Annotated in this window: 13 protein-coding genes; 12 read left to right on the forward strand and 1 reads right to left on the reverse strand. The window is 30.5% G+C overall.

All coding sequences use genetic code 11. The annotated features are described in order from the left end of the window. The 12 genes from WHC90_RS10335 to WHC90_RS10390 all read left to right on the forward strand — a co-directional run bounded on the left by WHC90_RS10335 (position 1) and on the right by WHC90_RS10390 (position 12,043). Positions 1-834 carry a universal stress protein gene (locus WHC90_RS10335; RefSeq protein ID WP_188598390.1) on the forward strand — a complete coding sequence of 278 codons (834 nt, stop codon included), beginning with the start codon at positions 1-3 and terminating at the stop codon, positions 832-834. 13 nt (positions 835-847) lie between these two features. Beyond that, positions 848-1,141 carry a hypothetical protein gene (locus tag WHC90_RS10340; RefSeq protein ID WP_026775404.1) on the forward strand — a complete coding sequence of 98 codons (294 nt, stop codon included), beginning with the start codon at positions 848-850 and terminating at the stop codon, positions 1,139-1,141. Between the two features lie 5 nt (positions 1,142-1,146). Then, positions 1,147-2,502 carry an APC family permease gene (locus WHC90_RS10345; protein ID WP_026775403.1) on the forward strand — a complete coding sequence of 452 codons (1,356 nt, stop codon included), beginning with the start codon at positions 1,147-1,149 and terminating at the stop codon, positions 2,500-2,502. Between the two features lie 12 nt (positions 2,503-2,514). Next, positions 2,515-5,241: a heavy metal translocating P-type ATPase gene (locus WHC90_RS10350; RefSeq protein ID WP_188598391.1), complete on the forward strand. Its 2,727-nt coding sequence runs from the start codon at positions 2,515-2,517 to the stop codon at positions 5,239-5,241. A gap of 4 nt (positions 5,242-5,245) precedes the next feature. Further along, positions 5,246-6,037, forward strand: a complete 792-nt coding sequence (locus WHC90_RS10355; protein WP_188598392.1) for a cation transporter — start codon at positions 5,246-5,248, stop codon at positions 6,035-6,037. An 11-nt stretch (positions 6,038-6,048) separates the two neighbouring features. After that, positions 6,049-7,821: an efflux RND transporter periplasmic adaptor subunit gene (locus tag WHC90_RS10360; RefSeq protein WP_188598393.1), complete on the forward strand. Its 1,773-nt coding sequence runs from the start codon at positions 6,049-6,051 to the stop codon at positions 7,819-7,821. Between the two features lie 31 nt (positions 7,822-7,852). After that, positions 7,853-8,251 carry a heavy-metal-associated domain-containing protein gene (locus WHC90_RS10365; protein WP_188598394.1) on the forward strand — a complete coding sequence of 133 codons (399 nt, stop codon included), beginning with the start codon at positions 7,853-7,855 and terminating at the stop codon, positions 8,249-8,251. A 58-nt stretch (positions 8,252-8,309) separates the two neighbouring features. Next, complete coding sequence (locus WHC90_RS10370; RefSeq protein WP_188598395.1) at positions 8,310-9,134, forward strand: RteC domain-containing protein; 825 nt, start codon at positions 8,310-8,312, stop codon at positions 9,132-9,134. Positions 9,135-9,423: 289 nt separating this feature from the next. Next, positions 9,424-9,702 (forward strand): helix-turn-helix domain-containing protein, encoded by a 279-nt coding sequence (locus tag WHC90_RS10375; protein ID WP_026775378.1) that lies wholly within the window; start codon positions 9,424-9,426, stop codon positions 9,700-9,702. 129 nt (positions 9,703-9,831) lie between these two features. Continuing rightward, complete coding sequence (locus tag WHC90_RS10380; RefSeq protein WP_340819270.1) at positions 9,832-10,431, forward strand: hypothetical protein; 600 nt, start codon at positions 9,832-9,834, stop codon at positions 10,429-10,431. Beyond that, the gene (locus WHC90_RS10385; protein ID WP_188598397.1) at positions 10,428-11,090 is read left to right on the forward strand and encodes an ATPase; all 663 of its coding nucleotides are present in this window, start codon (positions 10,428-10,430) and stop codon (positions 11,088-11,090) included. The genes WHC90_RS10380 and WHC90_RS10385 overlap by 4 nt, the downstream gene beginning before the upstream one ends. A 50-nt stretch (positions 11,091-11,140) precedes the next feature. Further along, positions 11,141-12,043, forward strand: coding sequence for a sce7726 family protein (locus WHC90_RS10390; RefSeq protein ID WP_188598398.1), 903 nt, complete (start codon positions 11,141-11,143; stop codon positions 12,041-12,043). Between the two features lie 89 nt (positions 12,044-12,132). On the opposite strand, the gene WHC90_RS10395 is transcribed toward WHC90_RS10390, so the two are convergent. Beyond that, on the reverse strand, positions 12,133-12,756 hold the full coding sequence (locus WHC90_RS10395) for a hypothetical protein (RefSeq protein ID WP_188598399.1): 624 nt from the start codon (positions 12,754-12,756) through the stop codon (positions 12,133-12,135). Positions 12,757-12,819 lie beyond the last annotated feature (63 nt).

Here is a 12,819-nt window from a genome sequence, read left to right on the forward strand (position 1 = left end):
ATGAAAAACATTTTAGTTCCAACAGACTTTTCAAAAACTTGTGATAAAGCAGCTCATTTAGCAATTGAAATTGCCACACTTTTTGATGCTGAAATTCATTTTTTACATCAAATGCATACACCAGTAGACTGGGTTAAGTTAAACAAAACAGACGAGCATAATTATCCTGATACTCAAAAAGAGATTGGCATTGCCAAAAGCAAGTTAAGAAGTCTTGATAAAGATGCGGAACACAAAGGTTTAAAATCGAGGACTTTCTTGGAGTTTATTTCAGATGTAAAAGCAATTTCTGCACATTCTCACAATTTTCATCACGACTTCATAATAACAGGTAGTAAAGGCACACAAGAAGATTTCTCAAAACAATTTTTTGGGAGCAATACTCAAAAAATTATTAGAGATATCCACGTCCCAATTTTAGTTGTTAAAGAAGAGGCTACACTATTTCCTTTTAAAAACATTGTTTTTGTTTCTGATTTTAAGGAAGATATGTCTAATGCTTTTAAACAAGTTGTTAAAATAGCCGAGAAATGTAATTCAAAAATTCACTTATTAAATATCAATACAAATAAAGATTTTAATAATATTAAAAATGGTATAGTGCCAATAAGAGAATTTTTAACAAACTTTCCAGAATTAGAAAATTATGAAATGCACGTTTATAATGAATCTACCATTTTAAAAGGTATCGAAACTTTTCAAAAAGATAATGAAGTAGATTTAGTAGCAATGTATACACATAATAGAAGTGGTTTATCTAATATATTCTCTAAAAGTATTGCAGAAAACATCACAAATAACTCGAAAAAACCTGTGATGACAATTCATTTATAAATAAATTAAAATAATGAAAAGCTACGACACTCTTTCTGAAGCAATAAGCACTTTACAAGCAAACGGATACACGTATAACCTAAATATGTGCCCAAAACATATAGAATGTAACTCATTAAAATTAAAATTACATCCAGAAGATTTTGATGTAGATGAAATGCATCGTTTTGAAGGAATGAGCAGTACTGATGATAACAGCGTTCTTTACGCTATTTCATCTAAAAATGGAATTAAAGGATTGTTGGTAGATGCTTATGGTGTATATGCAGAAAATATTTCTGAAGCAATGCGAAAAAAACTAAAATAAATAAAATGAACATACTAAAAAAAACAAACCAAAAACTCTCATTATTAGGCTCTGTTTCCTTGGGTACAGGTGTAATGATTGGCGCAGGTATTTTTGTGCTAATGGGTCAAATTGCAGAGTTAGTAGGTGACTTGTTTCCAATTGCATTTATAGCAGGTGCAATAGTAGTTGGTTTTAGTTCATATTCTTACGTTAAATTTTCAAACGCATATCCTTCTTCTGGTGGTGTAGCAAAATTTTTAACAAAAGCATTTGGTCCTGGAACAGCTGCAGGTTCTTTCTCTCTATTAATGTACATATCAATGGTAGTTGCCGAAAGTTTAGTTGCTGGTACTTTTGGTGCTTATACTTTACGCTTATTTCCGCCAGAATATTCTGGATATGCATCCATATTAGGTGTAATTCTTATTGGAGTAGCGTATATAATAAATATTTCTGGTAATAAAATTATTGAAGTTACAGCCACTTTTACAGCAATAATTAAAGTAGCAGGCATTTCATTGTTAGCAATTTCTGGTTTAATAATTTCAGGTTTGCCAACCATAACAGGTAATTATGTAGCATCTAATAGTCAAGCTTTACCAGAAGGATTTGGATTTGTAGCTGCCTTGGCATTGTCAATTCTTGCTTTTAAAGGGTTTACTACGATTACAAATCAAGGTGGTGACATTAAAAATCCACATAAAAATGTGGGGCGTTCCATTATTATTTCAATTGCTGTTTGTACAATTATCTATGTTGTTTTAGCATTGTCGGTTGCTGGTGGATTAAGTGTTGAAGAAATTATAATAGCAAAAGATTATGCTTTAGCAGCAGCAGCAAAACCGCTGTTTGGTGAATGGGGTTCAATTTTAACAATTCTACTGGCTATTGTAGCAACAGTTTCTGGTGTAATTGCCAGCATATATTCTGCTTCCAGAATGTTAGGCATGTTGGGTAATATGAAACAAGTACCTGATATGAACAAAATGAAGAAACTTAAAAATCCCTCGTTAATTTTTACTGTTTCTTTAGCCATACTACTAACTATTTTATTCGATTTAACTCGCATAGCTTCCATTGGTGCTATTTTCTATTTAATTATGGACATTGCTATTCATTGGGGCCTTTTTAGATACCTTAAAAAAGAAGTAAAATTTAATCCAATTATTCCAATAATAGCAATAGTAATGGATATTGTTATTTTATCAGCATTCATTTATTTAAAATATGTTAACGACCCTTTTGTACTTGTAGTAGCAAGTATAGGAATAGCTCTTGTTTTTCTGTTTCAATTTCTTTTCATGAAAACACACACAGATAAAGATGGAAATATGAAAATGGGAATGGAAATGGATGAAGAAGAAATGATGAAAATGTAAAACTTTAAAATTATGAAACACACATATAAAATAAAAGGAATGACCTGCAATGGTTGCAGAAGTCATGTAGAAAAAATACTTTCAAAAGTTGAAGGTGTTACTAAAGCATCTGTAGATTTAGAAAAAGCTGAAGCAACCATAGAAATGGATGCTCATATTAAATTAGAAACTTTTCAAGATGCTTTAAAAAATGATGGAGACAGATATGGTATTCTTATTCCAAATAATGATAAAATGAAACATAAGTATCACATTCATGGAATGACTTGCAATGGTTGTAGAAGTCATGTAGAAAAAACACTTTCAGAAGTAGCTGGTGTTTCAAAAGCAACCGTTGATTTAAAGAAAGCTGAAGCAACTATAGAAATGGAATCTCATATTTCATTAGAAATCTTTCAAGAAGCTTTAAAAAAGGATGGTGGTAGTTATAGTATTCACAAACAAGGAGAACACCAACATATAAAAGAAGAACAAAAACAAGCAGCTAAAGGAAAAGGAACAGGAACAGGTACTTTTTATTGCCCAATGCATTGTGAGGGAGAAAAAACGTATGACAAACCTGGTGATTGTCCGGTTTGCGGAATGGATTTGGTGGAAGAACAAAATCTATCAGCAACTTCAAAGGAACAATGGACGTGTCCGATGCATCCAGAAATTGTAAAAGAAGAAGCAGGTTCGTGTCCTATTTGTGGGATGGATTTAGTGCCAATGGAAGCAGATAGTTCAGCAGAAGAAAAAACGTATAAAAAGCTATTAAAGAAATTTTGGATTGCCACAGCATTTACCTTGCCCATTTTCTTAATGGCTATGAGCGAAATGCTCAATAACAATCCGTTGTACGATATAATGGAACAGAAATATTGGAACTGGATTCAGTTTGCATTATCAATTCCAGTAGTGTTTTATGCCACTTGGATGTTCTTTGAACGTGCCTATAAAAGCATTAAGACTTGGAATCTCAATATGTTTACACTTATTGGGATTGGTGCAGGTGTGGCGTGGTCGTTTAGTGTTTTTGGTATGTTCTTTCCAGACGTATTTCCAAGTCAATTTAAAACAGAATCAGGTGCAGTTCACGTCTATTTTGAAGCAGCAACTGTGATTTTAACGTTAGTGCTTTTAGGTCAATTGTTAGAAGCTCGTGCACATAGTAAAACCAATTCGGCAGTAAAAGAGTTACTAAAGTTAGCACCTAATAAAGCTATAAAAATAGTTGATGATGAAGAAATTGAAGTCAGTATAGATAAGATAGAATTAAATGATATTCTAAAAGTGAAACCAGGAGATAAAATTCCTGTGGATGGTGTGATAACTGAAGGCGAAACAACTATTGACGAATCTATGATTACAGGCGAACCTATTCCTGTAAACAAATCTCAAGAAGATAAAGTAAGTAGCGGAACCATTAATGGGAATCAAACTTTTTTAATGAAAGCTGAAAAAGTAGGAAGTGACACGCTTTTATCACAAATCATTCATATGGTTAATGATGCAAGCAGAAGTCGCGCACCTATTCAAAATTTAGCAGATAAAGTTTCAGGCTATTTTGTGCCAGTTGTAGTTCTTATTTCTATTATCACATTTATTGTATGGTCTATTTGGGGACCAGAACCAGTTTATGTGTATGCGTTTGTCAATGCAATTGCAGTACTAATCATTGCTTGTCCTTGTGCTTTAGGTTTAGCAACACCAATGTCTGTAATGGTTGGTGTGGGTAAAGGTGCTCAAAATGGTGTATTGATTAAAAATGCTGAAGCTCTTGAAAAAATGGATAAGGTAAATACGCTTATCGTTGACAAGACAGGAACAATTACCGAAGGAAAACCAACAGTTGAAACCGTTGGAGCTTTTAATGATGCTTTAAGCGAAAAAGAAGTGTTACAATACATCGTGTCATTAAATACAAATAGCGAACATCCTTTGGCAGAAGCGACAGTTAAATATGGCAAAGAACACAACGCAGAAATTTTAAAGTCCGAAGATTTTAGTGCTGTTACAGGAAAAGGTGTTGAAGCTAAAATTGATGGAAAAAATGTAGCATTAGGTAATCCTAAAATGATGGAATATGCTAAAGCGGATATTACTTCTAAAATGAAAGACGAAGCTAAATCTTACCAAGAACAGGGTAAAACAGTTTCTTATTTGTCAATAGATGAAACCGTCGTTGGATATGTAGTTATAGGCGATAAGATAAAAGAAACAAGTGCTAAAGCCATTAAAGCACTTCAAGATAAAGGGATTGATGTTATAATGCTTACAGGTGATAATCACGATACAGCACAAGCAGTAGCATCTGAATTAAATCTGACAGATTTTAAAGCCAGTATGTTACCAGAGGACAAACTCAAAGAAGTAGAAAAATTACAAGAAAACGGAAAAGTAGTTGCTATGGCAGGTGATGGTATTAACGATGCACCAGCATTGGCTAAAAGTGATGTCGGTATTGCTATGGGAACTGGAACAGACGTAGCGATAGAAAGTGCTATGATAACACTCGTAAAAGGCGATTTACACGGTATTGTAAAAGCAAAAAATTTAAGTAATGCTGTAATGAAGAACATTAAGCAAAACCTATTTTTTGCACTTATCTACAACACTTTAGGTGTGCCTATTGCAGCAGGTGTGTTGTTTCCATTCTTCGGAATACTACTCTCGCCAATGATAGCAGCTTTAGCAATGAGTTTTAGCTCTGTTTCGGTAATAGGTAACGCACTACGATTAAGAGCAAAAAACATTTAATTATATGCAGAAAACAGTTTTCAAAATATCAAAAATGGATTGTCCTTCTGAAGAAAATCTAATCAAGATGAAGCTATCTGATATAGATAGTATCAATCAACTTGATTTTAATTTAGAAGAAAGAATCTTAACATTATATCATAATGCTGATGTGAATATAATCAGTAATTCTATAAAAGAATTAAAACTTAATGAAACATTAATCAGTTCAGAAGAAACAGACACAATCATTACTGAATCTACGAGGAGTCAATCCAAACTGTTGTGGACAATTCTTATTATCAATTTTGCATTTTTTATTATTGAAATGAGTACAGGTATCATCTCAAAATCAATGGGTTTGGTAGCTGATAGTTTAGATATGTTGGCAGATTCATTTGTTTATGGATTGAGTTTAATAGCGGTTGGTGGTACAGTTTTAAAAAAGAAACGTATTGCAAAATATGCAGGCTATTTTCAGATAGTACTTGCCACAATAGGTATTGTTGAGGTTATCCGAAGATTTTTAGGATTTGAGACATTACCTGTATTCTCAACAATGATTATCGTTTCAATATTTGCTTTAATAGCTAATGGTATCTGTCTTTATTTATTACAAAAATCAAAAAGTAATGAAGCGCATATGCGTGCAAGTATGATTTTCACATCAAACGATATTATAATAAATCTCGGAGTAATTGTAGCAGGTGTTTTAGTTCATTGGCTAAATACTGGATTACCAGATTTAATCATAGGAATAATAGTTTTTGGTTTAGTTATACAAGGAGCATTCAGAATATTAAAATTAAGTAAATAAAAAAATGTAAAATGAAAAAATATATAGTTTATATCGGAATATTGGCTGTAGGGCTACTTTTAGGTTGGGTAATTTTTGGTAAATCATCAAATCAAGAAACAGAACAAAACCACGATGCGGTTGCAGCAACCAATCAAATGTGGACGTGTTCTATGCATCCACAGATTATGCAACCAGAGCCAGGCGACTGCCCCATTTGTGGTATGGATTTAATTCCTGCAGAAAGTAGTGCAGAAGGTTTAATGGCAGACCAATTTAAGCTGACAGAAAATGCGATGGCATTGGCTAACATTCAAACTTCTACTGTTGGAAATAGAGCAGCAGAAGACAATGCGCTTAAATTATCAGGAAAAATTGTGGCAAATGAAGAGGCAAATACAGTTCAGGTTAGTTATTTTTCTGGAAGAATAGAACATTTAAATATTAGTTCTACAGGTGAAGAAGTTCGTAAAGGTCAATTATTGGCAACCATTTATTCACCAGAACTCTATGCAGCACAACAAGAATTAATTACAGCAGCATCTTTAAAAGAATCTCAACCTGCTTTATACAAAGCAGTCCGTAATAAATTGAAATTATGGAAACTCTCTGAAAATCAAATCAACCAGATTGAAGAAACAGGAAAAGTAAAAGAAAACTTTCCTGTTTATGCAACCGTTTCGGGTACTGTTACAGAAAAATTGGTAGAGCAAGGCGATTACATCAAACAAGGACAACCCTTATTAAAAATTGCCAATCTCAACACAGTTTGGGGAAACTTTGATGTGTATGAAAATCAGATTGACCGCTTTAAAAAAGGACAGGAAGTGATGATAACAACCAATGCTTATCCTAATAAAGAGTTTAAAGGTAAAGTTGATTTCATTGACCCAGTTTTAAACACGAAAACAAGAACTGTAACCTTACGTGTTGTTTTAAGCAATAAGGACGATGTATTTAAACCAGGAATGTTTGTAACCGCAAATATTGAAGGCAGTACAGCTAAAAATGATGAAGTATTATCAATTCCTGCATCTTCTGTATTATGGACAGGTGAACGTTCTGTGGTGTACCTTAAAACAAATCCAGACCAACCTATTTTTGAAATGCGTGAAATTAAATTAGGCAATCAAATTGGTAATGAATATGAAGTTGTAGAAGGTTTATTTGTTGGAAATGAAATAGTGACTAACGGAACATTTACGGTTGATGCAGCAGCACAATTACAAGGCAAAAAGTCTATGATGAATAAAGATGGTGGTAAAGTAATGACTGGACACGAAGGACATTTAGGTATGGATAACAATGCATCCAACAAACAAACTGACCACACCAATATGAATGAGCGTTTGGAAGTATCAGAGAAATTTCAACAACAGTTAAATAGTGTATACAATGAATATATCAATTTAAAAGATGCTTTAGTAAAAGAAGATTCAAAAAGTACTTCAACAAGCGCATCAACTTTACTAAACAATTTAACCAAAGTAGATATGAAATTGTTGTCAGATAATAAGGCGCATAACCATTGGATGTCATTAGAAGGCGAAATAAAATCTTCTGCAACTTCAATTTCTGAAACGTCCGTTATAAAAGCTCAAAGAGACCATTTTAAGCATTTGTCATCACATCTAATCAATGCTGTTCAACTATTTGGTGTCAATGAAAAAGTCTATGTAGAATTTTGTCCAATGGCAGATAACAACAATGGTGCATATTGGTTGAGTAAAGAAGAAAAAGTAATCAATCCATACTTTGGCGAAGCAATGCTAACCTGTGGTGAAGTAAAACAAGTAATAGAATAATAAAACAAATTAATAATTAAATTTTAAACAAATGAAAAAAGTAATTTTAAGTGTAGTAATTATTGCAGCAACAGTGTTCGCAAGCTGTAAAAACGAAGGTAAAAAAGAAACAAATACCAATAAAACTGAAGTTTCTAAAAAAGTAGCAACAACAGAAATTTCTTTTGGTGTAAGAGGAAACTGTGGTATGTGTAAAAGTACTATTGAAAAAGCAGCAAACAATGTTGATGGAGTTGCAACTGCAGCTTGGGATGTAGATAAAAAGAAAATTGCTGTTTCTTTTGATGAAAGTAAAACGAATGTAATGGCTATTCATAAAGCAATTGCAGCTTCTGGTTACGATACAGAAAAAGCGATAGGAGATTTAGATGCTTATGATAATTTACCTGGTTGTTGTAAATATGACCATACTATGGAAATGAACCAATAAATAGATTAGTAACAAAAATCATTTTTGCTATGAGATGATTTCCTCCAGATTATGAAAATTGAAAAAGATTAAAAATATTGTTAAACAGTTAGATTATAATTTAGATTTTTTAGAAAAAGAAACAGAAGGTGCTATAGAAAGAGCAGAAGAAGGCATTAGAATTACAAAAAAAGTATTAGAACAGATTAGAAGTATTTTTTTAAAAACAAAAGATATTTCAAAACAAGATGAAATTTATTTTTTTAAAAATTCTAAACCCCATGTTTTTAGTAAGTTGATATACTATGTAAAATTATTTAGCATAGAAAGTAAACGTCCAAGAAGTAGTAATAAATCTCAAATAAAATACTTTAATAATCATATAGATAAGTTGCAGAATTATTTTAATGATAATTTAGAATTTTATCATTATTTCAGAAGAGGTGCTAAATTTTTAGATGAAGAATATTTTTTACGTGGTAAAGCAGATTTAAGATTATTTCCAGATTCATTATCATTTTTTACAGATGAAAGATTTTCTTCAAGTCACGATACAACAGTAGCCACAATATTAGCTTATGATATGTTAATTGTTCATCTAAAAACAGAGATAGATAAACTTGAAAATAATAATACTATGGAAGCGAATTATAATGTATTTAAAAACCAGACAAAATTATTTTGGACAGGTAATAAAACCGATTTAATAGAATTGATTTACGCACTACATAGTTCAGGAGCAATTAATAGTGGTACAGCAGATATCAAAGAATTGGCATCAGTTTGTGAGCAGATGTTTAATATTGAATTAGGCGATTATTACAGAACATTTTTAGAAATTAAATCAAGAAAAATAAACCAAACAAAATTTATAGATAAAATAAGAGAATCGCTCTTGAAATAAATGATAGAGTCAGAAGAATAATTACCCAACTTGGGTGTTTTAAAGTGCAAATTATTTTCATATAATTTGCACTTTTTTGTTATGCTAATTTAAAAATCAAAAAACTAAAACAAATCATTCTAACACATTAATAATGAGTGTGTAAAAACACCCAAGTTGGGTGTAGCTTGTGTGTGAAACTTAATAATTCAGTACATATTTGCAAACGAAAGTCAAATCAGAAAGAAGGAGTTGTTTTGTTTATTGGGGGAAAATCAACAGCTTCTTCTTTCATTAAAACCGTTTTCAAATGCCAACATCAATTATTACAACAGAAGATTTAAGAGAGTTCAAAGAAGAATTATTAGAAGACATCAAAGCAATGATTAATCATCAATCTGGCTTTGCACCAAAGAAATGGCTGAAATCTCCAGAAGTCAGAGATTTATTAAGTATTTCTCCAGGTACTTTACAAAATTTAAGAATCAATGGCACACTTCCCTATTCTAAAGTAGGTGGTGTAATTTACTATGATTATGAAGAAATTGTAAAAGTTTTAGAAGAAAATCGCATTCACAATAAATTTTAAACTAAAATAAAAGCCCCTCCTTTGGAGGGGTTGGGGAGGATTATGCAAAACGTAAATTTTATAAAACACCTTAAAGGTGTATTCTTTCAATTCTCAAAAGACAATCGTTTAAACCCAACACACATTAGCTTGTATGTAGCATTATTTCAAATTTGGAATAACAACCGGTTTTTAGAAGAATTTTACATAAATCGTGAAGAGGTAATGCGTTTTTCTAAAATAGGTTCAAAATCTACCTATCACAAGTGTATTAAAGAATTAAGTCATTGGAAATATATAATTTATTATCCATCACATAACCCTTATAAAGGAAGTAAAATTAAGATGTTCAAATTCGAGACAAGTACTGGACAAGCTCTGGTACACAACAATACCAATATCGAGACAAGCAGTGGACAAGCACTGGTATCTATTAATAAACATATACAAACTAATAGAAACAATAAAAACATTAATAAACTTGACCAGCCTAAAAATGAAAAAGAAGTTGTTGTTTTTTTTGAAAAAGAAAAATGGCCAATAATTGAAGCACAAAAATTCTTCAACCATTACCAAGGTATTGGTTGGAAAGTTGGTGGCAAAACAATAATTGTCAATTGGCAAGCAACAGCTAAAAATTGGATGATAAAATCCGAAGAAATAAAAAATAAAGAAACGCAAAAATCAGTTAGCCAAAATCAAGACAACCTAAAGACCAGTAAAAATAAAAATTACAACGAACCTTTATGATTAAAATACAACCACATATCATTCAAGAAGGAAGTGTGCAATTTCAATTAGGCGAACAAAAGGGAAATCAAATAATATACGATTTTCCAAAAATGCTAATCTATTTAGAAGCAAAAGGCAAACTACTATTTGGTAAAAATTTTAAAATTTATTCAGAAGATGAAGCAATTCTCTATAAACTATGTATTTATTTCATTCGTGATTTTGAAACTTGTAGAAAATTAAAGATAGATCCTAACAAAGGAATTTTATTATCTGGTCCTGTTGGTTGTGGTAAAACCAGTTTGATGCAATTATTACCGTTTATTGTACCTCATCAAAATCAACATAGTCTAATTCCTGCAAGAAATATCACTTTCAGTTTTAATAAAAGTGGTTTTAAAATTATTGAAGATTATGGTAATAATGGCTTTTATTGTTTTGATGATTTAGGTGTAGAAACCACAGGAAGACATTTTGGTAAAGATTGTAATGTAATGGGAGAAATACTTCTTTCTCGCTATGATTTATTTTTAAAACGTAAAATTAGAACACACACCACTACAAACTTAAATGCACAAGAATTAGAGAGCAGATATGGTATTCGTGTACGTTCCAGAATGCGAGAATTATTTAATTTGATTGCTTTTGATAAAGAAAGTTTAGATAAACGAAAATAGTTTTTAAATCATTTAGTTTAAATTTTGTAAATTGTTAACTTTGTAAAATAATGCAAGTAGCTAAAAATATAGAAAGTTTAAGGAATTTATCACAAATTCTATCTCCTGCTAATTTTAAAAAAATAGTAAAGGATAAGAATTATTTTGATACATTTTATCGTATTAACAAACACACTAAAATATCAGATTCTACCACTAACTTTGAAGTCATTAATGCTATTTACAAATCACTTTTAGGTACTTACAAAAATGAATATATTTATAAAAACATCCTTTTAAATCAAAAACTTCTTAAAAAGTATAGCTTAAAAAATTCAATAGCACTATCAGAATTTAAAATTGGTAATTCAATAGCAGACTTTGTTATTTTAAATGGTGAAGCTCGTGTTTATGAAATAAAAACTGAATTAGATGGTTTAGATAAATTGGATAAACAATTAGCAGATTATAAAAAATTTGCTGATAAAATCTATGTGGTTTCAAATTCAAAACACATTCCTAATCTATTAGTTAAATTTCATAACACAGAAATTGGTTTAATTGAATTAACAAAAAGAAACGCGCTTAAAACTATTAAAAAAGCAGAACAAAATTTTTCATTTTCCCACGAAACACTATTCAAAAGTTTAAGAAAAGAGGAATATATTAGTTTACTGAAAAAACATTTTGGAGCAATTCCTGTTGTTCCTAACACACTAATTTTTAGAGAGTGTTTTAAACTTTCAAAAAAAATAGATATTTTAGAGTTTCAAAAATTAGTTATCAAAGAATTAAAATTTAGAAATATTTCTAATCCAGAATTATTTAATGATGATTTAGTTCCAGATTCATTAAAACATATCTGTTACACTTTAAATTTTTCAAAAAAAGATTTCATTGAATTAGAAGATTTTCTTTATAAAAAAAGTAAGCTATGTATTTCCCATATGTCAGAGGTAAACAATTTGAATTAATCGCTTTACACAAATCATCCATTTTCTATTAAATGATATAATACATCAAATAGCTTTTTTAAATGAATAAAATATCTATATTTTGTGATTTACTTCAGTAAAAAGTATATTGGTTTATATCCACCCATATAAGCAAAACTTGAATAGAAATCTAAATTCATACTTTCCATTTTAATTTTTTTAAATGCTTCAAGGGCTTGATTTATATTGTGTTTTTTAGCTTTTTTGTTAATTAATTGATAAATATTTTTCTCAACAGGTAAAATTTTATTTAATAATGTTTTTTCTAGTTTAGAAAAATTTTCTAACTCGATTTCATATTCTAATTGTTCATCATTTTCAAAATCAAGAGTTAGCCATAAACATCTAGGGTCTTTACTTAATTCCCAAAAATTTTTAACCAATGGTAGACCCCCAATGATGGGTATTCCTTGGACTTGTCCACTTCTTGCGCCAAGAATTATTTGTGGACTAATTTTAATAAAAATGTTGCTATTTTTTTTGATCGAAAGCTTTGGTCGTCTTGGATATAAACCAATAATCTTAAACTCATCATTTTTGTGTATTAATTTCGATATATTTCCTCCCTCTCTTGTCATCCAAGGAAATATTGGTACAATAAATTCAAATTCTTTCTGAAGAATTTTTTTTAAAATTGGCACAATTGTCAATTCTACTGTGTGCTCTCCAATAAAACTTGTAACTTTTGTCATAATTATTAGAAATTTATTATTAATAGATTAATGCTTTTGTATTTTGTAAACTCATATTTCAGT

This window comes from Polaribacter pacificus, assembly GCF_038024035.1.
GTDB lineage: Bacteria > Bacteroidota > Bacteroidia > Flavobacteriales > Flavobacteriaceae > Polaribacter > Polaribacter pacificus.

Coding starts and splice junctions, on each gene's coding strand:
- WHC90_RS10395 (WP_188598399.1), bottom strand. CDS start 12,756: ATGACAAAAGTTACAAGTTTTATTGGAGAGCACACAGTAGAATTGACA.
- WHC90_RS10350 (WP_188598391.1), top strand. CDS start 2,515: ATGAAACACACATATAAAATAAAAGGAATGACCTGCAATGGTTGCAGA.
- WHC90_RS10340 (WP_026775404.1), top strand. CDS start 848: ATGAAAAGCTACGACACTCTTTCTGAAGCAATAAGCACTTTACAAGCA.
- WHC90_RS10360 (WP_188598393.1), top strand. CDS start 6,049: ATGAAAAAATATATAGTTTATATCGGAATATTGGCTGTAGGGCTACTT.
- WHC90_RS10375 (WP_026775378.1), top strand. CDS start 9,424: ATGCCAACATCAATTATTACAACAGAAGATTTAAGAGAGTTCAAAGAA.
- WHC90_RS10335 (WP_188598390.1), top strand. CDS start 1: ATGAAAAACATTTTAGTTCCAACAGACTTTTCAAAAACTTGTGATAAA.
- WHC90_RS10390 (WP_188598398.1), top strand. CDS start 11,141: ATGCAAGTAGCTAAAAATATAGAAAGTTTAAGGAATTTATCACAAATT.
- WHC90_RS10355 (WP_188598392.1), top strand. CDS start 5,246: ATGCAGAAAACAGTTTTCAAAATATCAAAAATGGATTGTCCTTCTGAA.
- WHC90_RS10345 (WP_026775403.1), top strand. CDS start 1,147: ATGAACATACTAAAAAAAACAAACCAAAAACTCTCATTATTAGGCTCT.
- WHC90_RS10365 (WP_188598394.1), top strand. CDS start 7,853: ATGAAAAAAGTAATTTTAAGTGTAGTAATTATTGCAGCAACAGTGTTC.
- WHC90_RS10385 (WP_188598397.1), top strand. CDS start 10,428: ATGATTAAAATACAACCACATATCATTCAAGAAGGAAGTGTGCAATTT.